Consider the following 23566-nt stretch of genomic DNA (forward strand, 5'->3'; position numbering starts at 1 on the left):
TTTTATGTCACTGATCAGTATCCATGGCGCTTACCTCTCATTCAGCGATGCGCCGCTGTTGGATAACACCGAACTGCATATCGAAGAGGGCGAACGCGTCTGTCTGGTTGGCCGTAACGGCGCCGGTAAATCGACGCTGATGAAAATCATCAACGGTGAACAACCGCTGGATGACGGCCGCATCATTTATGAGCAGGATTTGGTGGTAGCGCGTCTGCAACAGGATCCGCCACGCAACATCACCGGTTCTGTCTACGACTTCGTTGCCGAAGGCGTAGCCGAGCAGGCTGAACATCTCAAGGCTTATCACGCTATTTCCCATCTGGTGATGGAAGATCCGAGCGAGAAGAACCTGAACGAGATGGGCCGCCTGCAGACCATTCTGGATCACCAGAACCTGTGGCAGCTGGATAGCCGCATCAATGATGTGCTGCTGCAGATTGGCCTCGATGCCGATACCGAGTTGTCTTCACTCTCCGGCGGCTGGCTGCGTAAAGCGGCATTGGGACGCGCGTTGGTGAGCAACCCGCGTGTGCTGATGCTTGACGAACCGACTAACCACCTCGATATCGAAACCATCGACTGGCTGGAAACTTTTCTCAAGACCTTTAGCGGCAGCATTGTCTTCATTTCGCATGACCGTTCGTTTATCCGCAACATGGCGACGCGCATTGTCGATCTCGACCGCGGCAAGCTGGTTTCCTGGCCGGGCAATTACGATCTGTTCCTGACCGGCAAAGAAGAAGCGTTGCGCGTGGAAGAGATGCAGAACGCAGAATTCGACCGCAAGCTGGCACAGGAAGAAGTGTGGATTCGTCAGGGCATCAAAGCGCGCCGTACGCGTAACGAAGGCCGCGTACGTGCTCTGAAAGCGCTGCGTAACGAACGTTCTGCGCGTCGCGAAGTGATGGGTAAGGCCAATATGCAGGTCGGCGAAGCGGCACGCTCGGGCAAAATTGTGTTTGAGATGGAAGATGTCAATTACAGCGTGGGTGGCAAAACCCTGGTGAAAGACTTCTCAACTCAGGTGCAGCGCGGCGACAAAATCGCCCTGATTGGCCCGAACGGTTGCGGTAAAACGACCTTGCTGCGTTTGATGCTGGACCAGCTAAAAGCCGACAGCGGCCGCGTACATTGTGGCACTAAGCTGGAAATTGCTTACTTCGATCAGCATCGCGCTGAGTTGGATCCGGATCGTACCGTGATGGATAACCTCGCCGAAGGTAAGCAGGAAGTGATGGTAAACGGTAAGCCGCGCCACGTGCTCGGCTATCTGCAGGACTTCCTGTTCCACCCGAAACGTGCCATGACGCCGGTGCGTGCGCTGTCCGGCGGTGAGCGTAATCGCCTGCTGCTGGCGCGTCTGTTCCTTAAGCCAAGCAATCTGCTGATCCTCGATGAACCGACCAACGACCTCGACGTCGAAACGTTGGAGCTGCTGGAAGAGCTGGTGGATGGTTATCAGGGTACCGTGATGCTGGTGAGCCACGATCGTCAATTCGTTGACAACACCGTGACGGAGTGCTGGATTTTTGAAGGCAACGGCGAGATCGGCACCTTTGTCGGCGGCTATCACGATGCACAGCAGCAGCGTGCGGCTTATAAACAAGGTAAAGCCTCTCAGGCGAAATCCGCTGCACCGGCGAAAACCGCAGAGAAAAGTGAAGCCACCAAACGTCCCGCCAGCAAGCTAAGCTATAACCTGGCACGTGAACTGGAACAGCTGCCGCAAAAGCTGGAACAACTGGAAACACGTATCGGTGAATTACAGGCCAAAATGAGCCATCCGGACTTCTTCAGTCAGCCACATGATGAAACCCAGCCGGTATTGGATGCGTTAGCGCACACCGAACAGGAGCTGGAAGTGGCGTTTGAACGTTGGGAAGAGCTGGAAGCGCTGAAAAACGGCGCGTAATCGGAAGGAGTCAGCATGTGTGCAGCGGATCAGGCGCATAAGTGGAGTCTTTGTCCACAGTGTGATTTAACAGTAAAGCTGCCCGCTGTCCCGGTCGGCAGCCGTGCGCGTTGCCCGCGTTGTCACACCACGCTGCTGGCCAACTGGCAGGAGCCGCGTCGACGTCCGACCGGCTACGCCATTTCGGCGTTATTTATGCTGGTGCTGGCCAATCTGTTTCCTTTCATCAATATGCACGTCGCGGGTTTGAGCAGCCAGATATCGCTGCTCGAAATCCCGCAAGTGATGGATCGCGAAGACTATCGTAGCCTCGCGACCCTGTTTCTGCTGTTTGTGCAAGGCATCCCCGCCTTCTGCATGATCACCATTATCCTGCTGGTCAACAATGTCCGCATGCCGCATAACCTGCGGTTGGGTTTAGCGCGCATTCTATTTCAGCTGCGTAGTTGGGGCATGGCCGAAATCTTTATGGCGGGCGTGCTGGTCAGTTTCGTGAAGTTGATGGCTTACGGTGAGATTGGTCTCGGCAGCAGTTTCTGGCCGTGGTGTCTGTTTTGCGTGCTGCATTTGCGCGCGTTTCAGTGTGTCGATCGTCGCTGGGTATGGCAGCGCATTGATCCGATGCCGCCGTTGCCTAAGGTTCCGCAGGCTGGAATCAGCGGCCTTAAGCAAGGTTTGCGCAGCTGTCCTTGCTGTACTGCCATTCTGCCGGCTGCCCAACTTGCTTGCCCACGTTGTGGGGTAAAAGCGCATGCACGCCGCAAGCACAGTTTGCAATGGACGCTGGCGCTGTTGATCACCTCGGTGATGCTCTACATTCCCTCCAATATCATGCCGATCATGGTGACCGAAACGCTCGGTTCGCAATATCCTTCGAACATTATGGCCGGGGTGATTTTGCTGTGGAGCGACGGATCATGGCCGGTGGCTTTGGTGATTTTCATCGCCAGTATTATGGTGCCATCGCTGAAAATGCTGGCGATTGCCTGGCTGTGCTGGCACGGCAGCGGACGCGGTGGGCGCGATGATGAAAAGATGCACGTGGTTTATGAGGTGGTTGAATTCGTTGGCCGCTGGTCAATGATTGATGTGTTTGTAATCGCCGTTCTCTCCGCATTGGTGCGGATGGGAAGGTTGATGAGTGTGTATCCTGCGCCGGGCGCGTTACTGTTTGCCATGGTGGTGATTCTTACCATGTTTGCAGCAATGACCTTTGATCCGCGCCTGCTGTGGGATCGACAACGGGAAACTGAACGTAAGGAGCCGCGTCTTGACGGACAACCATCACGAGACTGCTAAGGTCGACCAGATTAAACGCTGGTCACCGGTGTGGATTGTACCCATCGTTACGCTGTTAATCGGCGGATGGATTCTTTTTTATCACTTTAGCCATCAAGGCCCGGAAGTGACGCTGATTACTGAAAATGCCGAAGGCATTGAAGCCGGTAAAACGACCATCAAAAGCCGCAGCGTAGACGTTGGGGTGGTGGAGAGTGCGGTGCTTACCGATGATCTTCACCATGTCGAAATTACGGCACGCCTGAACTCCGGCATGGAGAAGTTGTTGCAGGGAGACAGCGCTTTCTGGGTGGTAAAACCGCAGATTGGACGCGAGGGCGTTACCGGTCTTGGTACGCTACTTTCGGGCGCCTACATTGAGCTGCAGCCAGGCTCTAAAGGCGTTAAACCAGAGCGTTACCAACTGCTGGATGCTCCGCCGCTGGCACCCCCTGATGCAAAAGGTATTCGCGTCACGCTCGACAGTAAAAAAGCCGGTCAGCTTAATGCGGGCGATCCGGTGCTGTTCCGCGGTTATCGCGTCGGTACGGTAGAAGCCAGCAACTTTGATACCGATAAACGCATGATGACCTATCAACTGTTTGTCGCCGCGCCTTACGATCGCCTAATTACCACTAACGTACGTTTTTGGAAAGACAGCGGTATTGCCGTGGATATGTCGGCTTCCGGTATGCGGGTGGAAATGGGATCGCTCACCACGCTGTTTAGCGGAGGCGTCAGCTTCGATGTGCCGGACGGCGCTGAACTGGGTCGAGCTGCGGAGAACAAAGCGGAATATCATCTGTTCGACGATCAACGCAGCATCCAGGATTCGCTGTATACCAATCACACCGATTTCCTGCTGTTCTTCACCGATTCGATTCGTGGCCTGCAAGTTGGCGCGCCGGTTGAGTTCCGCGGCATTCGTCTGGGTACCGTCTCGCAAGTTCCGTATATGATTCCTGGCGTCAATCAGGCGCTTAATAACGACTATCGCGTGCCGGTGTTAATTCGCATTGAACCCGACCGCTTTGTTAATCGTCTGGGTGGAGATTTCAATCTTGAGCAGCATCTGCAGGAAGGTAAAAAACGCGGTCTGCGTGCCACGCTGAAGACTGGTAGCCTGTTGTCGGGCGCGCTGTTTATCGATCTCGATTTCTACGATAACGCGCCGGCTTATAAAGGTCCGAACGAAGTTGCCGGATTGGAAGTGATTCCAACCGTCAGCGGTGGCCTGGCGCAGATTCAGCAGAAACTGATGGCGGCACTGGATAAGATCAACGGCCTGCCACTCAATCCTGTGCTGAATGAAGCGACCGGAACCTTGAAAGAGAGCCAGCGTACCCTGCAGCAACTGCAGAAAACATTGGATAACCTCAATCAAGTCACGGCGAATCCAGCAATGAAAACCTTGCCTTCAGACATGCAGCAAACCCTGCGCGAACTGAATCGCAGCATGAAAGGGCTTCAACCGGGATCGCCGGCTTACAGCAAGCTGGTGGGCGATATGCAGCGGCTGGATCAGGTGCTACGTGAATTGCAGCCGGTGCTGAAAACGCTGAATAGCAAAAGTAATGCGCTGGTGTTTGAAGCCAAACCGGGCCAGGATCCACAGCCAAAGAGGGCGAAACAGTGAAAAAAGGGCTTATTATCGGTGCGTTGCTGCTGTTAACAGGGTGCAGCAGCACCATTGAAAACACCTATTATCAGCTGCCTGCGGGCAGCAATGTGGCGCGCGTTGAGAGTGCTGGAGGAACTGGCCAACCCATGATTTGGGTCGAGCAGGTAACGGTGCCGGATTATATGGCGGGTAACGGTTTGGTTTATCAGACCAGCGATGTGAAATACGTGATTGCTACCAATAACCTCTGGGCCAGTCCGCTCGACCAACAGCTGCAGCAAACGCTGATCAGTAATCTCAGCAAAGCGCTGCCCGGCCGACTGGTCGCCGGTTCGCCGCTTGGCGAAACTCACGACACGCTTTCAGTCAACGTTACTGGTTTCCAGGGACGTTATGATGGACAAGTGGTGGTGAGTGGCGAGTGGTTGTTGCAGCATCAAGGGCGCCTAATCAAACATGGCTTTAATCTGACACTGCCGCAAACTGAAGATGGCTATGATGCGTTGGTGCGCACTTTGGCTCTCGGTTGGCAGCAAGCAGCGCAACAAATTGCGAATAGTGTCGTTTCGCTAAATTAAGATTTGTTCGAAGCTTATGCTAAGTCCTTGATTTGCTGTAGTGTGATCGCAGTCAAATCAGGGGCTTTTTTTATTGGCTAATCAGCCAGATATACAATCAACTGACAATTCCAGATGTCGAATTGACGTCAAATTCATGACATTGGCGTGAATTTTGCGCATTGACCTTTCTTCTGCGTCGGGTTAGAACATTACTGTGGTTGAACATTATATAGCCACTCTTTCTTTCCACCCAGATTCCACCAGACCTGAAATGAGGGAAACGAGGCATGAAGAGACAGAAGAGAGACCGCCTGGAACGAGCACATTCACGAGGCTATCAAGCCGGTATTACGGGCCGCTCGAAAGAGATATGCCCTTATCAAATGATCGATGCGCGGTCTTACTGGTTGGGAGGTTGGCGTCAAGCCATGGAGGACAGGTCGGCGGTGGCCTAGCATTGCCGGATGTCTATCATTAAGGAAGAAACCTCCGCTGCGTGCGGAGGTTTTCGTTTGGAAGGATTAGAAAGCTGACGTGTCTTTGAACAGACCCACTTTCAAATCAGTCGCGGAGTAAATCAGGTTGCCGTCGACGAACACTTCACCATCTGCCACGCCCATTACTAGCTTGCGGTTAATGACACGCTTGAAGTGAATTTTGTAGGTCACTTTTTTAGCGGTCGGCAGAACTTGTCCAGTGAACTTCACTTCGCCCACGCCCAATGCACGTCCTTTGCCTTCAGCACCTAGCCAGCCGAGGTAGAAACCAACCAGTTGCCACATGGCATCGAGGCCGAGGCAGCCAGGCATTACCGGGTCGCCAATGAAGTGGCAGTCAAAGAACCACAGGTCAGGGCGGATATCCAGTTCGGCTTCTACGAAACCTTTGTCGAATTTACCGCCGTCTTCGGTCATCTTGACCACGCGGTCCATCATCAACATGTTGTTGGATGGAAGCGGCGGTCCATTTTCGCCAAACAGTTCGCCGCGACCCGAGGCAACCAGGTCTTCTTTACTATAGGATTCGCGTTTATCTACCATGTTCTCAATATGCCTTCTTTTAGTGAAGCCCGAATATTAGCGAACAGTTGTACGCTGAGCAATGTTATCAGCTGTGGTTGAACCAGTTGAGCCAACGCAGTGGCCACGGACGCAGGCGTGCTTCCTGCTGATTCAACTGCGTAATACGTTCCTGAATGGTGCTAAGCAGTGATTCGCCGCTTTCACTTTGCCAGGCAATCCCGGTCAGTAGCGGCAGCGCTTCATCTACACTCTCAATGGCCCAGAGATGGAATTGTCCGGCCTTCACCGCTTCCACCACTTCCTGATTCAGACTGAGATGGCGCGCATTACTGGCAGGGAAAATCACACCTTGCTTGCCGGTCAACTCACGGGAATTACAGATGTGGAAGAAACCTTCAATTTTTTCATTCAGGCCACCGACCGGCTGCACGTTACCAAACTGATCGACTGAACCGGTTACCGCAATCTGTTGGTTAACCGGCTGGTTAGCCAACGCACTGATTAGCGCGCACAGTTCAGCCAGCGAGGCGCTGTCGCCATCCACTTCTGAATAGGATTGCTCAAACACCAGCGAGGCGGAGAAGGGCAGCTGCTGCTCCAGTTCCAGTTCAGCAATCAGGTAGGCCTGCATAATCATCATGCCTTTCGCATGAATATTGCCACCCAGTTCGGCTTTACGCTCCACGTCAGTGAACTCGCCATCGCCTGGATGGACCACACAGGTAATACGCGACGGTTCGCCCCACGGACGTGGATGGCCCGGAAACTCAACCACGGAGAGGCCATTGATTTGCCCAACCACTTCGCCTTCCGTTTCAATCATGATCTGATTGAGCAGGATTTCATCACGCATGCGGTCGGCAAGGAAACCTTCACGCCACTGGCGCGCTTCCAGCGCTTCTTTTAACGCTTCACCATTCAGGCTATCGCCATGCAGGGCGGTTTCCTGCAACTGGCGGCGCAGCCAGCGAGGGCACAGTGGCAAGGTGTCCTGATCGCCCGTCATACGCGCCGCTTCCGTAATCAGTACTGGCCAGAAATCCGCTTCTGGCTGTGCTAAACCAGCCTGCTCGGCTTGAGTCAGCGTCCACTGGCACCATGACGTCATGTCATCTTCGTCCAGCACCTGCAGACTCTCTTCGAATTCGCTATACAGTGCCATCTCGTGGACTTCAACATCCAGTTCCTGGAAGGCGGCCAGTGCATCACGATCGCCGCATAACACCAGGCGCAACTGCAGCGGAAGCGGTGGAATAGCCACCGGTAGCGGTTGACGTTCATCCTGCGAATACCAGTCGAAGCGACCTTGTTCGATACACTTGCGCAGGCGCAACCAAAGCAGCGGTTGTGCCAGAAGGGTGTTCACAGCGAGGATCAGCGTGCCGCCATTGGCGCGATGCAGCAAACCAGGTTCAGGTTGCACGCGATCTTTATATTGGCGGACACAACCAAAAAGTTGTTCATACTCAATCCAGTCGGCAAAATGTACACCGCCCTGGCTGGTGAACGGGCGATTGCTATCGCTCGGTGGCAGCAAACTTACGGTATCGCCCATTACATGGTAGTCACCGCCGTATAGCGAAATCTCGTCTGGCTGGAAGCGTTGCGCAGCCTCGGCGATGCAGGCAAGGTAATCGCTGTTTTCCTGACTGCGCAGTAACAGCAGGGGAAAACCTAACGTTTGGTGATGTAAATGCGCCAGCGCATTCAGCAGACGCGGCTGAACCGCGGCAAGGCTATCGCAATCTTCCAGTGAGACATTTGAGAAAATGGATTGGTAGCGGTCGCTATCCGGCTGCAGGGCTTGCCACGTAATTTGAGTGCTGGTCAAAATATTCGCATTAGTCTGTTTTAGGAAAAGCGCGATTATACAGGATTCGACCCGGTTAATCACGGCGGAGTTCTGGCCCGAATTGTGACACCAGCAACATGTTTTTCCTTGCTGCATCCAGGAAAAAAGCTGTTATTCTTAGTTTGTTACGTGATCACGATGAGATTCCGATGAAATACCAGCAACTCGAAAATCTTGAAAGTGGATGGAAGTGGAAATACCTGGTGAAAAAGCATCGGGAGGGTGAACAGATCACTCGTCATCTTGAGCTCAGTGCGGCGCACGCTGCGGTGGATGCGCTATTGTCGATGGAGAATAGTCCGGTTGATGTTAACGAGTGGATCGCGCAGCATATTCATCCCGATCTTGAGAATCGCCTAAAGCAGACGATACGTGCCCGCCGTAAACGACACTTTAATGCTGAGCATCAGCACACGCGCAAGAAATCGATCGATCTGGAATATTTGGTTTGGCAACGTCTGGCGGGATTAGCACAGCGTCGCAGCAGTACGTTGTCAGAAACCATTGTGCAGTTAATTGAAGATGCAGAACGTAAAGAGAAGTACGCCAGCCAGATGTCCACTTTGAAGCAAGATCTGCAGGCAATTCTGGGAAAAGGCAGCTCGGACGGCGAGTAAAACTTCTCGCTGCCACTGATTTTCAGCCATAAAAAAACCCCGCCGAAGCGGGGTTTTTTATTGCGTGATAACTTAAGCCTGTGGCTGAGTTACAACGTCTTTGATACCTTTCACGTCGATTTCAACGCGACGGTCTGGCGCCAGGCAGTCGATCAGGGCATTACGGCCTTTCACGCTGTCACAGGTGTTGCCAGTAACTGGGTTAGATTTGCCCATACCGCGTGCAGAGATCTTGTTGGACGGGATACCTTTAGATACGAGGTAATCGACAACAGACTGAGCGCGTTTCTCAGACAGTTTCTGGTTGTACTGCTCTGAACCGATGCGATCGGTGAAGCCCAGTACTACAACAGAACCGTCTTTCGGATCCATTGAGCTCAGCTGGCTGTACAGCTGATCCAGAGCCTGCTGACCTTCTGGCTTCAGAGTTGCCTTGTTGAAGGTGAACAGAACGTCAGACTTCAGGGTGAAACGCTTGGTTTCAACAACTGGAGCTGGAGCTGGAGCCGGAGCTACAACTGGTGCTGCATCTTCATCCTGACCGAAGCGGTAAGAAACGCCTACGCTCAGCATGCTGTTGTCTGGACGTGCACCAACGGTACCTGCGTCACCGATGTTGTTAACCCACTGATAGTCCAGGCGAGTCGCCCAGTTTTTGGTCAGTGCGTATTCAACACCAACAGCAGCCAGCGGAGAAACGCCGGTGTCGTGGTCGCTGATACGGTTGCCAGTACGGCTGTCGAACTGAGTAGAATCAGCACGCCATACCATACCACCCAGACGGGTGTAGACGTCGAGGTCGTCAGCAATTGGGTAGCTCAGTTTAGCGGCCAGCTGAACGCCTTGTGCTTTGAATGCGCCGTTTACTACGTCGCCTTTGTTAGGCATACGGCCTAACCAGTCATAACCCAGCTCGAAGCCCAGGTACGGGTTAGCCTGATAACCCATGAACGCACCAGCACCCAGCTGAGATTCGTGAGTTGGACCGTCGTTGTTCACGTAATTGTTACCGTAGTAACCAGTATCGTGATACTGAGACCAGCCCAGTTTAGCACCGGTATACCAGGTGTTATCTTTAGGTGCGGCCTGCGCTACGGTAGCGAAGCCAGCCAGTGCCACTGCAATTGCGATAGCTGTCTTTTTCATTTTTGCGCCTCGTTATCATCCAAATAGGCAATGAGCAAAAAGGTTGCTCTTTGTGTTAATCCTTCGCCGGGTCTAAACGCTCGCTTTTGACTCTACCGAAAAAACGGAGGTTATTGAGCACCCTGGCGAGCTAAAGTCTACAACGAGATTGGAAACTTACAAGTATGATGTGACGCCGTGCAGCAAAAAAACAGGGATTTATACACACATTTTAACAAATCGCATGGCAAAATCTTCGCCATCAGAAAAGAAAAAAGCGGCTAAACCATTGTCATAGCTGGCGGGAAAAGAATCAGTGGCTTAGCGGCAACTTATGCAAAAAAAATGCTGAGAAAATTCCTGGAATTTACTTAATGAAACAAATCTGACGGAATTTTTGCGGCTTTGGGTTGTCTGGAGAGGGCATATTGGTGTCCCTGAGGACGCAAAATCAGACCAAGCGCTTCACCTTCGGCCGCTGCTTGTTCCAATTCCAGGCGCTCTTCATCACTCAATTCGTACGGAATCCAGGCTAGAACCACGCTATAATTACCCGTGCGCAATGCTTTCACCATACTTTCTACCGTATTAAAGCGCTCAGATTCAGTGATGTGCATACTCTTTTCTAACGGCAATCCCGACTGCTGCATCCAGCTACGGTTCAGTTTATGAGCTGGCGTTAGCCATAACTGCCAGCGTGATTGTTCGCTCAGCTGTTTTAACACCGGCAGCAGCATAAGTTGCATCATTCCAGGCTGTTCGCTGGAACGCAGTTCAGTGATTCCACCCAGCGAAGGCTTCGCTAAACTTGATGAAGCGTAACGATGAGAACGATCAGCAGGGCCAAAGAAATGAGTACGCATAATTTAATCACTCAGTAATGAACTGTATGAATATACAGTAATGGCTTCCTGGATAAAGATCAACCTCAATTTCTGAAAACGCCTCGCAATTTCTGCACAAGATTCCTTTCACACGCTTTTATTCATTGAACAGCTAAATCGTTTTTCATATCTTCTAAGCAGATGAATCAAAGAGCTTTTATAGGAAATTTCCCGTCCATGGAATGAAATTAAGGGAGAGTTATGAAAAGAAATAACCCGGTAGTTGAACAATCAAAAGCGCAGTTAGCTGCATTAGGAAAAATCGAATCACGAACCCAGTTCGGTGGTTATGCATTGACTGTTGAGAAGGTGATCTTTGCCTACATCAATGAGGATGCGCTCTATTTACGAGCCAGCGAGGCGCTTCACGTCTACAACGCACAGCGTTCACTCGAACCCCTGGTATACCGAAAACGTGGCATGCCGGTGACCTTAAGCTACTTCAAAGTTGATAAGCAATTGTGGCAAGACTCTGAGCGATTACTGCAGTTATCGGCCAGCTCTCTTCGGGCTGCTCAGGATGAAGCCGCGACAAGACTTGTCTCGCTGCGGTTGAAAGATCTGCCCAATCTTAGCCTGCGACTGGAGCTCATGCTGCATAAGGTGGGGATCTGCTCAGTGCGGCTACTTTGTGAAACGGGATCGCGGCAAAGCTGGCTGAAACTGCGAGCGTTGAATAAGCATATTGGGTTGAAAACGCTGCTGGCGCTGGAAGGCGCGATATCAGGACATCACGAAGCAGCACTGCCCAGTGAAATTAGAGAGGAACTCTACGCCTGGTATTTAAAAACGCTCCGCCAGCATGCGGCGGCGGAGCATTTACAGCGTTAGTGATTAACAAGGGTACGGCGCAGCCGGGCAATCTCAGGCATTAATGCGACCAACAATCCCAATTGTTGAATGACAAGGGGTGCGCGTGTATCTGGGCTGGTTTTCATCTCGCTCAGGCGCATCATTAATTTGTGCTGCATATCTGTGGCTTGAGCATCTGTGACACGTTCGATCTGCAGCACATCTTCAATGAAGCAGACCGCATCATCTAGCAAAGTAAGCAGCTTATTATCCGCCAGACGCTCGCGATGCGCTCCTAGCGCAGAGATATAGCTGAGGAAGGAGTGATTCAGGCATAACAGCCGAAACGCATTTTCACGTAGTGGTTGTTGAAGCTTGAGCTCACCACTAATGTTGGACACCACGGAGGCGAGCTCAGCATCGGCATTGTGCGCATCGCGACGCGCCACACGATAATCGAGGCGATTATCTTTACCTTGATGGTATTGCAGCATGATCGCATCCAGATAGCGGCAATTGGCGTCAAGTGTCCGATCGGCCACGGCGGTAATTTTACGAAAGCGCCAATCTGGCCAGACAAACGCAACAGCCAGCCATGCCAGTCCGCAGCCTAGCAAGGTATCGACTACGCGCGGTAACGCTACTTCAAACCCTTCACCCAGTAGGTTAAAGCACAGCAATACCAGCAGGGTGATAAACAAGGTAGCTTGAGCATACTGAATCTGGCGAAAGGCGAAGAACAACACGCCGCTCAACACAATCAGCACCAGTTGGCCTTCGATGGACGGCACCAGCCATAGCACCGGTAAGCCAATAGCGATACCGGCGAGTGTACCGCCGATACGCAATGCCAGGCGCCGTCGGGTCGCGTTGTAGTTAGGTTGGCAGACAAACAGGCTGGTGAGCAATATCCAGTAGCCGCGATCAACACCGGTGATTTGAATAAAGGCATAGCCGACACAAAGCACCAGTGACATGCGCACCGCATGGCGAAACAGCGCGGAATGCGGACTGAGATGACGACTTAGTCGCAAGCGGATATCGGCCCAGCCGCTGAGTCCTTCACGTGAAAGATGGTTATCACTTTGCGGTGAAGGCTCCGCCAGCATCTGCTCCGACTCAATGGATGCCAGTTGCGCATCAATAGCCCGCAGATTACGCAGCAGCCAAAACAGCGCGTGGATGTGCGGATCCTGTGGCTCATTTTGCTGCAGCCGTTGCAGCGCGGTTTCCAGTCGTTCGAAGGTGCGTTCAAAATGGCTGTCGTGATGCCATGGCTGACGCAGCAGAATGGTTTCTGCCAGTTGACGACAGGCCCGCGCCTGCATATTCATTAAACGCTGGAAACGGAATAGCACTTCATTGTAACGCCAGTTATCGCGCAGCAGATGGTATTGCAGATGCGAGGAGCTGGCACGTTCATGAATATCCTGCGCGACAAAATAGTAGTGCAGGCTGCGGCGGGTGCTGCGTGAACCACGGTCGCCGCGTAGCCGACTCTGAATGGTGCTTTTGGTGAGGTTAAGCTGTGCCACCAATTGGCTATTGACCATCGCGGTGGCGACTAAAGTGGCATCATCATGCTCACCGCCATCGGGATCGAACAGGTTAGCTTTAGCTTCCAGATAACGCGCCAGCTGTGAAAAGCTACCCGCCAGTTGTTCCTGTACCGGACGTACTGGGAACATTAAATGGCCGATGAAGGTTAACAGGTTGTACCAAAGGGCCCCAATCAATAGCAGCGACGGTTGCATCCACCATTGCGGGAATAAGCCAATTCCCAACATGGTGTAAACCGCAATTAACAGAGCGCCGAAGGCGATGGTGGCATAACGCTGCCCCAGCGCACCGAGCAAAATGAAGCCCCAGCTGGAGAGTGCTAAACCCAAACCGAACGCCCAGGGATGCGGAAACAGCAACTCCACCGAAACGGAGGCGATGCAGAAACACACTAATGTGATGACAAGATTGCGTACGCGCCCAACCCAGCGATCGTCGAGGTCGGCCAGCGCCGCAGCAACCACGCCAAGGGTCAGCGGGATCGTCCACTCGATTTGGTGTAGCCACCACGGCACTGCCGCGCATCCTGTCAAAGCAAAGAAGATGCGCAGCAAATAGCGCAAGCTGCTGTTAAACAGATAACGTCGCCAGCCTGGCAAAGCGTCATGCATCATTGAACGGCCTCAGTAACGGCGACGCGCATTGGCTTCACGCGCGGCCTGAGCTTCTTCAACGGATACCACGCGACGGCCTACTGGCCACAGCGCAATGGCAGCGATTTTGAAGTTAGCGATGCCAACCGGAATGCCGATGATGGTCAGACATTGCACAATACCTGCTGAGATGTGGGCCAGACACAGCCACCAGCCAAACAGCAGCAGCCAAAAGATATTCAGGAAAGTGCCGCCGGTATTCATCACGTGGCTTTTGTTGTCTGGACGCAGCACATCAACATGTACCGCTTCATTGCCGAACGGCAGCAGCGATAATTTGGTGATTTCCCAGCAGGAGCGCGTCAGCGGCAGCGTAAAAATCAGCACAATGCTGACTAATGTGGCAAACAGCCAGCTCAGCGTGGTGAAAAAACCACCGAGAATGAAATTCAGAATATTTAAAACGGTACGCATAACGCGATTTTCCTTTTGCAATCCGCAATATGTGGCGCCAAGTTTAGCCTGTTTTAAGGCTGGAGCGCCAAGAGTCTGACAGGTAAACTGCGCGATAATCGAATTCCTCATGACGGTGCGGACATGGAACTGAAAGCAACATCAATGGGTAAACGTCTGGCACAGCATCCCTATAACCGGGTTCGCCTGTTGGCGGCTGGCGTAGAAGTCAGCGGCGATCGCCATGAATATCTCATCCCGTTCAATCAGCTGCTCAACATTGCCTGCAAACGCGGCATGGTGTGGGGCGAGCTGGAATTTTTGCTGCCAGAAGAAAAAGTCGTGCGCCTGCATGGAACTGAATGGCAGGAAACTCAGCGTTTTTTCCACTACTTACAACATGCCTGGCAGCAGTGGAGCCAGGAGATGAGCGAGGTAAGCGCTGAGGTGCTGGTGGCGTTGGAACAGGAAATCCTCGCCTTTACGGAGCAGGACCGCTGGCTAAAACGCAGTGAGCTCAGCGCGGTGAAAGAGAGCATTAGCCGTCAGTTCTCCGCCTTACCATTACCTCTCGAACGGATTGCCGAGTTCGATAACTGCCGTGAACGTTGGGCGTTCTGCCAACAATGGCTGGAGCAAGGTGAAACGGCCATCCGCCAACGCAATCGCGCATGGACCAGCAAGATCCTCAAGGATTATCAGGAATTTTTCTCCACGATCGAAACCACGCCGCTCAATCCATCGCAATGTGAAGCGGTGGTCAACGGCGAAGATGCGCTGCTGGTGCTGGCGGGGGCGGGCAGCGGCAAAACCTCGGTGCTGGTGGCACGTGCAGGCTGGCTGCTGAAGCGCAAGCTGGGACAACCGGATCAAATTCTGCTGCTGGCGTTTGGACGTCAGGCGGCGGAAGAGATGAATGAACGCATTCAAACTCGCCTTGGCGAAAGCGCCATTCAGGCGCGTACTTTCCATGCGCTGGCGCTGCACATCATCCGCGAAGGCAGCAATAAACAACCGGTGATCAGTAAACTGGAGAGCGACAGCAAAGCGCGTCGACAGTTGCTGATTGAGACCTGGCGTGAGCAGTGCAATAGCAAGAAGGCGCAGGCCAGCGGCTGGCGCCAGTGGTTGCAGGACGAGTTGGAGTGGGAAATCCCCGAAGGCCCATTCTGGCAAGATGACAAACTGGCGCAGCGTATCGCCTCGCGTATGGAGCGTTGGCTCGGATTAATGCGCATGCACGGCGGCGCGCAGGCGGCAATGATCGCGGATGTGGCGGAAGAGCAGCGCGACAATTTCAGCAAGCGCGTCAAGCTGATGGCACCGCTGCTAAAAGCGTGGAAAAGCGCGCTGAAAGAGGAGGGCGCGGTCGATTTTTCCGGGCTGATTCATCAGGCGATTGCCATTCTGGATAAAGGGCGTTTTATCAGCCCGTGGAAACATATTCTGGTCGATGAATTCCAGGATATCTCACCGCAGCGCGCCGCACTGCTGACGGCACTGCGTCAGCAAAATAAGCGTACCAGCCTCTACGCAGTAGGCGATGACTGGCAGGCGATCTATCGCTTTAGCGGGGCCGAGATGAGTCTGACCACCGCGTTCCATCACTATTTTGGCGATGGCGACCGTTGTGTGCTGGATACCACTTATCGCTTTAACGATCGCATTGGTGAGATTGCCAATCGTTTTGTGCAACAAAACCCGCATCAACTGCGCAAACCGCTTAATAGTCTGAGCAAAGGTAATAAGAAATCGGTGACGTTGCTGCCGCACGAGCAGCTGGAGCCGCTATTGGATAAATTAAGTGGCTATGCCAAATCAGATGAGCGTGTGCTACTGCTGGCGCGCTATCACCATTTGCGTCCCACTGTGCTGGATAAAGCCAAAACGCGCTGGCCGAAACTGCAACTGGATTTCATGACCATTCACGCCAGTAAAGGTCAGCAGGCAGATTTTGTCATTGTGCTGGGCCTGCATCAGGGACGCGACGGCTTCCCAGCAGAAGCGCGTGAATCGATCATGGAACAGGGTTTGTTGCCGCAGCCGGAAGATTTCCCGGATGCGGAGGAGCGACGTTTGGCGTATGTAGCAATGACGCGTGCACGCCAACAGGTGTGGCTGATGTTCGATAAAGATCGGCCTTCGGTTTTTGTCGAACACTTCCGCGAGCTGGGTGTACCGCAAAGCCGCAAGGCCTGATGATTACGATTTCAGGCGATCGGCGAGGTAACGCTGATAGTCTGGAATCTGGATCTCAATCTGCTCGGCAAACTTCGGTGACTGGATAATAAAATCTGCGGTGGTGCGATTATTGGCCACCGGGATGTTCCACACCGTTGCCAGGCGCAGCAACGCTTTCACATCCGGATCGTGCGGCACAGCGTTCAACGGATCCCAGAAGAAAATCAACACATCAATTTTGCCTTCCGAAATCAACGCACCAACCTGCTGATCGCCACCCATCGGCCCGCTCAGCATGGCGTTAACATCCAAACCGGTATGACGATTTATCAGGTTACCGGTCGTACCGGTGGCGTACAGCACATGAGTTTGCAAGGTACTTTGGTTAATTTGCACCCACTCCAGCAGCGAGGCTTTACAGTGGTCATGTGCAACGAGGGCGATATGTTTTTGAACCTGAAGGGTACGAACGGTCTGCTCCATAGGGCTTCCTGTTTCTTCTCATGCATTATTTGTTAATGCAGGAGTTTACCCCTGGCGTTTCATTACTATCAACTTGCGCGTAAGGTTTTCATCCAGCTAATAAAACGCAAACGGGTTGCAGCATCAAAACGCTTGAACCAGCCTTGCAAAGCGGGTAGATCGCTGACGTCTTGCCAGGCGTAATCGAGATTCAGCTGTGCCTCATTAGCACTGAGCGAATGGAGGGCAAAGCGTGGCACCGAAGCCGCGTGCGCATCGCGATTGTAATTCACCATCGCTTTTTCAAAATCGTTATCACTTGCCCGCGGCAGGTGGTCGCGCAAGCTAGTAATTTCGATGCCTCGCTCATCAATTAGTTGAAAGTTCAAGGTTTTATCAAAAGCGTTGCGCTCACGACGGTTATTTAAGGCAGGTAAGCGGATAGCAACAGAATGGGCGTTGGCATTAAAAGTGACAATCATGGGCACCGACTGAAAATGCGTGGCATCGGCAGCCGGTTTTTCTACACGGAAGAGAAACTGATGCTGTCCACGTTCCAGCTCAAGACTTCCAGCGCCTTTCAATAACGAGCCGGAAATTTTGCGACCGTCTAACACCAACAATTCGATCTCGGGATCGAGCTTAAGCGTAATGGCATGACAGGATGCTGATACGAGCAACATGAGTAAACCCGTAGCAGTAAAGGACAGCTTCATTGCAACTCCCGGCAAAAGGGGGGTAATCGAATATGTGTAGCAAAGTATTACATTATGGCAGTAAATTTACATTTTTACATATTTATTCGTGCGGCTGCGCAAACTTCTGGTGCGCAGCATTAGCAGCGTAAAGTGCAATGCCAACTACACTTAGGCGAATGAACCAGGAGAAAAAAGATGAATGATCAAACAATTCGCGATGTGCTCACCAAAACTAAACGTATCGCATTAGTAGGCGCCAGCGATCGCCCCGACCGACCAAGCTATGGCGTAATGAAATATTTGCTCGATCAGGGCTACGAGGTGATTCCGGTCAGTCCGAAACTGGCTGGTCAGCAGCTTCTGGGCCAAACGGCTTATGCCACGCTGGCAGATGTTCCGGGAAAAGTGGATATGGTAGATGTGTTTCGCAATGCCGAAGCGGCATGGGGCGTGGCGCAGGAAGCGATCGCCATTGGTGCGGATACCTTGTGGCTACAGCTGGGTGTGATTAATGAGCAGGCTGCAGTGTTAGCGCAGGACGCGGGTATGACGGTGATCATGGATCGTTGTCCGAAAATTGAAATTCCGCGCTTGGGAATAACGCACTAAAAGTAACGGCGACCTGAGTCGCCGTTTTGATTAATGGCGCAGGCTGGGTGCCTGCAGCTGCTGCCGAATTGAAGCGGCCAGCTCATCCATGGAAGGTTGTTCAGGATGTTCGAACGAGGTTTCACCTGCCAGCTGAACCTCAGCCACGTAAGTGTGCACCTGATCGCCTTCTTCATCTTCCATCACCACGTGATACCAAGGCGCGGCGCGTAATGTTTCGCTAGAGGCGACATCATCCACCTCTGGCTCATCTAGCGAAAACTCCGGATCAACATCCACAATAACGCCGAGCACCCCGGAGAGACGGTGTCGGACCTGCTGTCCAATTCCAAATTTAGTCGTAATCATTGTGACCTCCCAAAAGACTGCCCTATCACCAATATGGAGGCAGGGACAGCGTTTTCAAGTCACAGCACGCGGCAGGCAAAACCTTTCAGATAAAGCCCTTCAGGATAGCTGGCAATCACTGGATGGTCGGCTGCCTGACGGAACTGCTCTATAAATTGTACATCACGACCGGCATCAACGGCGGCGTCAGCGATGATTTTCTGGAACAAATCGGTTGGCATCAAGCCGGAACAAGAGAAGGTGAGCAAGACGCCGCCGGGATTCAACAGCTGGATCGCCAGCATGTTGATATCTTTATAACCGCGGCACGCACCCATCAGTTGGTTCTTATTCTCGACGAATTTCGGCGGGTCCATCACGATCACGTCGAACTTCTCACCGCTGTCGCGATAGCGGCGCAGCAGTTTAAATACATCGTCGCGTACAAACTGCGCGCGCGACACATCGAGGCCATTCAGCTCAACGTTTTGTTTTGCCACATCGAGCGCATCCTGCGAGGTGTCGACGCTGATCACTTCACGGCAGCCGCCCATCAATGCTGAAACCGCAAAACCACCGGTATAAGAGAAGCAATTCAGTACGCGGGCGTTCTCTGCGTAGCGACGTGTCGCCAGGCGGCTGTCACGCTGATCAAGGTAATAACCGGTTTTATGACCGCCCTGAATATCCACCAACAGCTTCATGCCGTGCTCAGTGATAGGCAGCAGCGGCGGCGGCAGTTCACCTGAAACCGGACCTTGCGCCAGTTCCAGTCCCTCTTTTTTACGCACCGCGACGTCTGAACGATCGTAAATAGCGCAGTCAGGGAAGCACTGTTGTAAAGCCGAGACGATGGCTGGACGCTGATACTCTGCGCCCGCTGACAACAGTTGCAGCACGAGGAAGTCACCGAAGCGATCGATGGTGACGCCCGGCATGCCATCGGACTCACCGGCGATCAGACGATAGCTATCCAACCCATCGCGTTTTGCCAGCCAGTCGCGCCATAGCTGTGCTTGCTCAAAGCGGCGAACGAAGAAGGTGATGTCGATTGACTCATCCTGCTGCCAGCTCCAGACGCGTGCGCGAATTTGTGATTGCGGAGAGTACGCGGCACGAGCCAGCCATTTGCCATTGCTGTCGCAGACATCAATGGTCTCACCAGACTGGGCTTTACCTTCCATACGTGCAACGGCACCTGAGAACACCCACGGATGGCGGCGGAGCAGGGATTTTTCACGTCCCTTTGCGAGAATCAATCGAACGGTCATAGTTTGCTATGCTTACCTGAAAAAATGAGGCGCCATTTTCCGGCGGATGGCCGCAAATTGCAACGCACAGTGATGGGAGAACGTAATGGCAACCACTTGCTGCAAAATCTGGGTGCACGGCATGGTGCAGGGCGTGGGATTCCGTTATCACACGCAAACTCAGGCCAGAGCATTGAATATCAACGGCTATGCGCACAATTTAGCGGATGGCAGCGTTGAAGTGCTGGCGTCCGGTGATGCGCAACAGGTCGATGAATTAATCAGCTGGTTAAAAGCGGGTGGACCGCGCAGCGCGCGCGTCGACAAAGTGCTGGTGGAACCGCATCAGCCGGCGGAGCTTCCCACCCGGTTTACCACAGGCTGATTACAGGCATTTAGCCGGTTTTGGCAAACCCGCAATTTTAGTCGCCTGTTTTGCTGGACCTTCAGGAAACAGGCGGAATAGGTAGCGGCTGTTGCCTTTCTCCTCGCCATATTTTTGCGCCATGGCTTTTACCAGCATGCGTACCGCCGGTGAGGTATTAAATTCCTGATAAAACGCCCGGACAAAGTGCACCACTTCCCAGTGAGCTTCACTCATTACGATCGCTTCCTGCTCCGCGATGGCGACAGCCAGCGGCTCGCTCCAGTCCGCGCTATTTTTTAAATAGCCTTCCGCATCGGTGGCAATCTCTTTACCGGCAAAAATCACAGTTCTTCCTCATCACGTTAATCGGCACATTGTAAATTCGCCCGGCCATAAAAAGCAAAAACCCTGCCGAAGCAGGGTTTGAAAGACTATTGCGAACAACTTAATCGCGGTTAGCGAAGCCCAGCAGGCTGAGCAGGCTAACAAAGATGTTATACAGCGAAACATACAGGCTTACGGTGGCGCGAATGTAGTTAGTTTCGCCGCCGTGAATGATGTTGCTGGTTTCCCACAGGATGGCACCGGCAGAGAACAGGATAAACAGAGCGCTGATCGCCAGATGCAGCGCAGGCAGTTGCAGGAAGATGTTAGCAACAACCGCTACCAGCAACACCACGAAGCCCGCCATCATCATGCCGCTCAGGAATGACATATCGCGACGCGTGGTCAGCACATATGCCGAGCAACCAAAGAACACCAACGCGGTACCGCCCAGCGCCATGGCAATCACATCACCCATGCCTGCGGTCAGGAACGAGCTGAGGATTGGGCCAAGGCAATAACCGAGGAAACCGGTAAAGGCGAAGGCAGCCAGAATACCTGCCGGGCTGTTAGCCAGTTTATGCGTCAGGAACATCAAACCATAAAAGCCAACCAGCATCAGAATCAGGCCCGGCGAAGGCAAGGCAAACACGGTGCTGAGTGTGGCGGTGACCGCCGAGAAGGCTAGCGTAAAGCCAAGTAACAGATAAGTATTGCGCAGCACCTTGTGGGTGCTGACTAACGATTGCTGCGACGAGCTAAAAATTCTTTCCATCATGCGCTCCTTAAAGAGAGAAACACCAAATATGGCACGAGGATACGCAGCGTCTGAAAGACAGAAAAGGCGTTTTACCCATCTTTACGCGATAAATTGCTGTTTCGCTGAGCAGAATGGCGAATTTGACGCCGAAAAAATAAAATTTGGCTGTTTTTCAGCCGAACGATTCAATGCAGGCTTTACATCGTTCGGGGGGATGTTTATAGTGCGCCTCATTGCGGAGGGGTGGCCGAGTGGCTTAAGGCAACGGTCTTGAAAACCGTCGATGGGAAACCATCCGAGAGTTCGAATCTCTCCTCCTCCGCCATTCACTCTTGCAGAGTGACGCAACACAAAATCCCCGGAGGGATGGCCGAGTGGCTTAAGGCAACGGTCTTGAAAACCGTCGATGGGAAACCATCCCAGAGTTCGAATCTCTGTTCCTCCGCCATATTAAAGAAGCCCGCAGCAATGCGGGCTTTTTGCTTTCCAGCATTCACAGATTCCGAAAAACATCGCGTTGCTTTTCAATCTGCTGCCGTTACCCGACGGCACGCGCGTTTACTGCTATATTCCATTCACGGTTTTTGCAAACATCTGGCGATTTTCCGATGCAAGCTGGGTTACACTGTGCGGTAATCCGCTCTTTGGCGTGCTAATCGCTTGAAAGCCAGAGTGTTTCACTGATGAATTATGGAATAGGCACAATGATCAAGAAACTGAGTCTTTGCGCGTTGTCAGTCATCGCTGCGCTCCCGATGGGCATGTCCGCGTACGCGGCGGATGGAGATATGCAACTCCAGCAGGTGCTAATGTTAAGTCGGCATAACCTGCGTGCGCCGTTAGCCAATAATGGTAGCGTGCTGGAGCAATCCACCAAAAAAAGCTGGCCGCAGTGGGATGTCGCGGGTGGCGAGCTGACCACCAAAGGTGGCGTGCTGGAAGTCTACATGGGTAACTACACCCGTCAGTGGCTGGCACAGCAGGGGCTGGTGCAAAACGGCACCTGCCCGGACAGCAGCAATATCTTCGTTTATGCCAACAGCCTGCAGCGCACCGTCGCTACCGCGCAGTACTTTATCACTGGCGCCTTCCCGGGCTGCGATATCGCGGTAACCCATCAGGATGCGATGGGTACCATGGATCCTATCTTTAATCCGGTTGTTACCGACGGCAGCGATGAGTTCAACAAAAAAGCGCTGGCTGCCATGACCGCTGCCAATGAAAAACTGGCGTTAAAGCCGGCCTTCCAGCATCTGGAAAAAATTGTTGATTACAAATCTGCTCCTGCCTGTAACGGCAAAAAACAGTGTGATCTGAGCAGCGGCGACAACACGTTCAGCGCAGATAACGGCAAAGAGCCGAACGTCAGCGGCCCGCTGAAGATTGGCAACTCGCTGGTGGATGCGTTCACGCTGCAATATTACGAAGGTTTCCCGGCCGATCAGGTGGCGTGGGGCCAGATCAAAACGCCTGAGCAGTGGAAAGAGTTGGCGTCGATCAAAAATGGTTATCAGGATGCGTTGTTCGCCTCGCCTGAAGTGGCGCGCGAAGTGGCCGCACCGCTGGTGGATTATATCCGCAGCCAGTTAGTCGATCAGGATAAAGCCAACGCGCCGAAAGTGACGTTGATGGTCGGTCATGACTCCAATATCGCCTCCTTGCTCAGTGCGCTGCAGGTGAAGCCTTATGAGCTGCCAGGCAATGATGAGAAAACGCCCATTGGCGGCCAGGTAGTATTTGAACGCTGGCACGATGTGAAGAACAACAAAGATCTGCTGAAAATTGAGTACGTTTATCAAACCGCCGATCAGCTGCGCGATGCCGATGTGCTGAGCCTGAAAAATCCGCCGAAACGCGTCACGCTGCAGCTGGCGGGTTGTGAAACAGATGCCAACGGCTACTGCAGCTGGGATCAGTTCACTGGCGCGTTGAATGGCGCTCTGCAAGGTACGCCATTGCAGCCTGCAGCTGCAGCTGCACCGGCTCCGACAGAACAGCCAGCCGCTGCAGCACCTGCTGCCGATGATGCTAAGCAGAAAGCCGATCAGGCCGCTGCAGACAAAGCGGTTGCAGACAAAGTCGCAGCGGATAAAGCCGCAGCGCAGAAAGCGTCTGATGCGAAAGCCGCCGAAGAGAAAGTGAAAGCGGATAAAGCGGCAGCGCAGAAAGCCGCTGACGAGAAAGCCAAAGCGGAGAAAACCACTGCTCAGAAAGCAGCGGATGACAAAGCCAAGGCCGATGCGGCAGCCGCGCAGAAAGCGCAAGCGGATGCGACGCCAGCAGAACCGGCTAAACCGGCGACCAGCAATTAAGATT

At 53.0% G+C, this 23566-nt stretch carries 23 protein-coding genes and 2 tRNA genes; 13 read left to right on the forward strand and 12 right to left on the reverse strand.

Going from position 1 to position 23566, the window contains the following annotated elements; all coding sequences use genetic code 11:
- Positions 1-4 precede the first annotated feature (4 nt).
- The 5 genes from WH298_RS16705 to rmf all read left to right on the forward strand — a co-directional run bounded on the left by WH298_RS16705 (position 5) and on the right by rmf (position 5829).
- Complete coding sequence (locus WH298_RS16705; RefSeq protein ID WP_180823372.1) at positions 5-1915, forward strand: ABC transporter ATP-binding protein; 1911 nt, start codon at positions 5-7, stop codon at positions 1913-1915.
- A 15-nt stretch (positions 1916-1930) separates the two neighbouring features.
- Complete coding sequence (gene pqiA / locus WH298_RS16710; RefSeq protein ID WP_180823373.1) at positions 1931-3214, forward strand: membrane integrity-associated transporter subunit PqiA; 1284 nt, start codon at positions 1931-1933, stop codon at positions 3212-3214.
- Entirely contained in the window at positions 3186-4829 is a 1644-nt protein-coding gene (pqiB, locus tag WH298_RS16715; RefSeq protein ID WP_049851040.1) for an intermembrane transport protein PqiB, read from the forward strand. The genes pqiA and pqiB overlap by 29 nt, the downstream gene beginning before the upstream one ends.
- A complete protein-coding gene (gene pqiC, locus WH298_RS16720; RefSeq protein WP_180823374.1) occupies positions 4826-5392 on the forward strand; it encodes a membrane integrity-associated transporter subunit PqiC in 567 nt (188 codons plus the stop codon). The genes pqiB and pqiC overlap by 4 nt, the downstream gene beginning before the upstream one ends.
- 269 nt (positions 5393-5661) lie before the next feature.
- Positions 5662-5829 carry a ribosome modulation factor gene (gene rmf, locus WH298_RS16725; protein ID WP_007887362.1) on the forward strand — a complete coding sequence of 56 codons (168 nt, stop codon included), beginning with the start codon at positions 5662-5664 and terminating at the stop codon, positions 5827-5829.
- 66 nt (positions 5830-5895) lie between these two features.
- On the opposite strand, the gene fabA is transcribed toward rmf, so the two are convergent.
- The gene (fabA, locus tag WH298_RS16730; RefSeq protein ID WP_007887361.1) at positions 5896-6414 is read right to left on the reverse strand and encodes a bifunctional 3-hydroxydecanoyl-ACP dehydratase/trans-2-decenoyl-ACP isomerase; all 519 of its coding nucleotides are present in this window, start codon (positions 6412-6414) and stop codon (positions 5896-5898) included.
- Between the two features lie 67 nt (positions 6415-6481).
- The gene (locus WH298_RS16735) at positions 6482-8344 is read right to left on the reverse strand and encodes an AAA family ATPase (protein WP_180823375.1); all 1863 of its coding nucleotides are present in this window, start codon (positions 8342-8344) and stop codon (positions 6482-6484) included.
- A 53-nt stretch (positions 8345-8397) separates the two neighbouring features.
- Here WH298_RS16735 and matP point away from each other — a divergent pair, with 53 nt between their 5' ends.
- The gene (gene matP / locus WH298_RS16740) at positions 8398-8865 is read left to right on the forward strand and encodes a macrodomain Ter protein MatP (protein WP_180823376.1); all 468 of its coding nucleotides are present in this window, start codon (positions 8398-8400) and stop codon (positions 8863-8865) included.
- A gap of 72 nt (positions 8866-8937) precedes the next feature.
- On the opposite strand, the gene ompA is transcribed toward matP, so the two are convergent.
- Both ompA and sulA read right to left on the reverse strand, forming a co-directional pair.
- Positions 8938-10011 carry a porin OmpA gene (gene ompA / locus WH298_RS16745; protein WP_180823377.1) on the reverse strand — a complete coding sequence of 358 codons (1074 nt, stop codon included), beginning with the start codon at positions 10009-10011 and terminating at the stop codon, positions 8938-8940.
- Between the two features lie 350 nt (positions 10012-10361).
- The gene (gene sulA / locus WH298_RS16750; protein WP_180823378.1) at positions 10362-10853 is read right to left on the reverse strand and encodes an SOS-induced cell division inhibitor SulA; all 492 of its coding nucleotides are present in this window, start codon (positions 10851-10853) and stop codon (positions 10362-10364) included.
- 222 nt (positions 10854-11075) lie between these two features.
- Here sulA and WH298_RS16755 point away from each other — a divergent pair, with 222 nt between their 5' ends.
- Positions 11076-11705 (forward strand): TfoX/Sxy family DNA transformation protein, encoded by a 630-nt coding sequence (locus WH298_RS16755; RefSeq protein ID WP_049851044.1) that lies wholly within the window; start codon positions 11076-11078, stop codon positions 11703-11705.
- Here the strand turns inward: WH298_RS16755 and yccS are convergent.
- Both yccS and WH298_RS16765 read right to left on the reverse strand, forming a co-directional pair.
- Positions 11702-13840, reverse strand: coding sequence for a YccS family putative transporter (yccS, locus tag WH298_RS16760; protein WP_180823379.1), 2139 nt, complete (start codon positions 13838-13840; stop codon positions 11702-11704). The genes WH298_RS16755 and yccS overlap by 4 nt on opposite strands.
- Positions 13841-13849: 9 nt before the next feature.
- Positions 13850-14293, reverse strand: coding sequence for a YccF domain-containing protein (locus tag WH298_RS16765; RefSeq protein ID WP_180823380.1), 444 nt, complete (start codon positions 14291-14293; stop codon positions 13850-13852).
- Positions 14294-14416: 123 nt separating this feature from the next.
- On the opposite strand from WH298_RS16765, the gene helD reads away from it, so the two are divergent.
- Positions 14417-16471 (forward strand): DNA helicase IV, encoded by a 2055-nt coding sequence (gene helD, locus WH298_RS16770; protein ID WP_180823381.1) that lies wholly within the window; start codon positions 14417-14419, stop codon positions 16469-16471.
- Positions 16472-16474: 3 nt separating this feature from the next.
- Here helD and WH298_RS16775 read toward each other — a convergent pair whose 3' ends face one another.
- Entirely contained in the window at positions 16475-16936 is a 462-nt protein-coding gene (locus tag WH298_RS16775) for a methylglyoxal synthase (protein WP_007887351.1), read from the reverse strand.
- A 68-nt stretch (positions 16937-17004) separates the two neighbouring features.
- Positions 17005-17631 (reverse strand): YccT family protein, encoded by a 627-nt coding sequence (locus tag WH298_RS16780; RefSeq protein WP_007887350.1) that lies wholly within the window; start codon positions 17629-17631, stop codon positions 17005-17007.
- Positions 17632-17808: 177 nt separating this feature from the next.
- Between WH298_RS16780 and WH298_RS16785 the strand changes: the two genes are divergently transcribed.
- Positions 17809-18222, forward strand: a complete 414-nt coding sequence (locus tag WH298_RS16785) for a CoA-binding protein (RefSeq protein ID WP_007887349.1) — start codon at positions 17809-17811, stop codon at positions 18220-18222.
- Positions 18223-18252: 30 nt separating this feature from the next.
- On the opposite strand, the gene hspQ is transcribed toward WH298_RS16785, so the two are convergent.
- Both hspQ and rlmI read right to left on the reverse strand, forming a co-directional pair.
- Positions 18253-18570: a heat shock protein HspQ gene (gene hspQ, locus WH298_RS16790; protein WP_007887348.1), complete on the reverse strand. Its 318-nt coding sequence runs from the start codon at positions 18568-18570 to the stop codon at positions 18253-18255.
- A gap of 59 nt (positions 18571-18629) precedes the next feature.
- The gene (rlmI, locus tag WH298_RS16795) at positions 18630-19820 is read right to left on the reverse strand and encodes a 23S rRNA (cytosine(1962)-C(5))-methyltransferase RlmI (RefSeq protein ID WP_180823382.1); all 1191 of its coding nucleotides are present in this window, start codon (positions 19818-19820) and stop codon (positions 18630-18632) included.
- 85 nt (positions 19821-19905) lie between these two features.
- Here rlmI and yccX point away from each other — a divergent pair, with 85 nt between their 5' ends.
- Positions 19906-20184 carry an acylphosphatase gene (gene yccX, locus WH298_RS16800; protein ID WP_007887346.1) on the forward strand — a complete coding sequence of 93 codons (279 nt, stop codon included), beginning with the start codon at positions 19906-19908 and terminating at the stop codon, positions 20182-20184.
- Here the strand turns inward: yccX and tusE are convergent, their stop codons facing one another.
- Together tusE and yccA are read right to left on the reverse strand one after the other, a co-directional pair.
- Complete coding sequence (tusE, locus tag WH298_RS16805; RefSeq protein ID WP_049851047.1) at positions 20185-20511, reverse strand: sulfurtransferase TusE; 327 nt, start codon at positions 20509-20511, stop codon at positions 20185-20187.
- A gap of 100 nt (positions 20512-20611) precedes the next feature.
- The gene (gene yccA, locus WH298_RS16810) at positions 20612-21265 is read right to left on the reverse strand and encodes an FtsH protease modulator YccA (RefSeq protein WP_007887332.1); all 654 of its coding nucleotides are present in this window, start codon (positions 21263-21265) and stop codon (positions 20612-20614) included.
- Positions 21266-21487: 222 nt separating this feature from the next.
- Here yccA and WH298_RS16815 point away from each other — a divergent pair.
- The 3 genes from WH298_RS16815 to agp all read left to right on the forward strand — a co-directional run bounded on the left by WH298_RS16815 (position 21488) and on the right by agp (position 23562).
- Positions 21488-21575, forward strand: a tRNA-Ser gene (locus WH298_RS16815).
- 35 nt (positions 21576-21610) lie between these two features.
- Positions 21611-21698, forward strand: a tRNA-Ser gene (locus tag WH298_RS16820).
- Between the two features lie 256 nt (positions 21699-21954).
- Positions 21955-23562 carry a bifunctional glucose-1-phosphatase/inositol phosphatase gene (gene agp, locus WH298_RS16825; RefSeq protein WP_180823383.1) on the forward strand — a complete coding sequence of 536 codons (1608 nt, stop codon included), beginning with the start codon at positions 21955-21957 and terminating at the stop codon, positions 23560-23562.
- Positions 23563-23566: the final 4 nt, after the last annotated feature.

The sequence above is a fragment of the Pantoea nemavictus genome (assembly GCF_037479095.1).
GTDB lineage: Bacteria > Pseudomonadota > Gammaproteobacteria > Enterobacterales > Enterobacteriaceae > Pantoea > Pantoea nemavictus.

Excerpts from the sequence above, each read along its gene's own strand:
- yccS (WP_180823379.1), bottom strand. The coding sequence starts at position 13,840 with ATGATGCATGACGCTTTGCCAGGCTGGCGACGTTATCTGTTTAACAGC.
- WH298_RS16705 (WP_180823372.1), top strand. The coding sequence starts at position 5 with ATGTCACTGATCAGTATCCATGGCGCTTACCTCTCATTCAGCGATGCG.
- matP (WP_180823376.1), top strand. The coding sequence starts at position 8,398 with ATGAAATACCAGCAACTCGAAAATCTTGAAAGTGGATGGAAGTGGAAA.
- ompA (WP_180823377.1), bottom strand. The coding sequence starts at position 10,011 with ATGAAAAAGACAGCTATCGCAATTGCAGTGGCACTGGCTGGCTTCGCT.
- sulA (WP_180823378.1), bottom strand. The coding sequence starts at position 10,853 with ATGCGTACTCATTTCTTTGGCCCTGCTGATCGTTCTCATCGTTACGCT.
- WH298_RS16735 (WP_180823375.1), bottom strand. The coding sequence starts at position 8,344 with ATGCAGCAAGGAAAAACATGTTGCTGGTGTCACAATTCGGGCCAGAAC.
- WH298_RS16765 (WP_180823380.1), bottom strand. The coding sequence starts at position 14,293 with ATGCGTACCGTTTTAAATATTCTGAATTTCATTCTCGGTGGTTTTTTC.
- WH298_RS16755 (WP_049851044.1), top strand. The coding sequence starts at position 11,076 with ATGAAAAGAAATAACCCGGTAGTTGAACAATCAAAAGCGCAGTTAGCT.
- WH298_RS16780 (WP_007887350.1), bottom strand. The coding sequence starts at position 17,631 with ATGAAGCTGTCCTTTACTGCTACGGGTTTACTCATGTTGCTCGTATCA.
- fabA (WP_007887361.1), bottom strand. The coding sequence starts at position 6,414 with ATGGTAGATAAACGCGAATCCTATAGTAAAGAAGACCTGGTTGCCTCG.
- yccX (WP_007887346.1), top strand. The coding sequence starts at position 19,906 with ATGGCAACCACTTGCTGCAAAATCTGGGTGCACGGCATGGTGCAGGGC.
- yccA (WP_007887332.1), bottom strand. The coding sequence starts at position 21,265 with ATGGAAAGAATTTTTAGCTCGTCGCAGCAATCGTTAGTCAGCACCCAC.
- agp (WP_180823383.1), top strand. The coding sequence starts at position 21,955 with ATGATCAAGAAACTGAGTCTTTGCGCGTTGTCAGTCATCGCTGCGCTC.
- pqiA (WP_180823373.1), top strand. The coding sequence starts at position 1,931 with ATGTGTGCAGCGGATCAGGCGCATAAGTGGAGTCTTTGTCCACAGTGT.
- helD (WP_180823381.1), top strand. The coding sequence starts at position 14,417 with ATGGAACTGAAAGCAACATCAATGGGTAAACGTCTGGCACAGCATCCC.
- rlmI (WP_180823382.1), bottom strand. The coding sequence starts at position 19,820 with ATGACCGTTCGATTGATTCTCGCAAAGGGACGTGAAAAATCCCTGCTC.
- hspQ (WP_007887348.1), bottom strand. The coding sequence starts at position 18,570 with ATGATTACGACTAAATTTGGAATTGGACAGCAGGTCCGACACCGTCTC.
- WH298_RS16775 (WP_007887351.1), bottom strand. The coding sequence starts at position 16,936 with ATGGAGCAGACCGTTCGTACCCTTCAGGTTCAAAAACATATCGCCCTC.
- rmf (WP_007887362.1), top strand. The coding sequence starts at position 5,662 with ATGAAGAGACAGAAGAGAGACCGCCTGGAACGAGCACATTCACGAGGC.
- WH298_RS16785 (WP_007887349.1), top strand. The coding sequence starts at position 17,809 with ATGAATGATCAAACAATTCGCGATGTGCTCACCAAAACTAAACGTATC.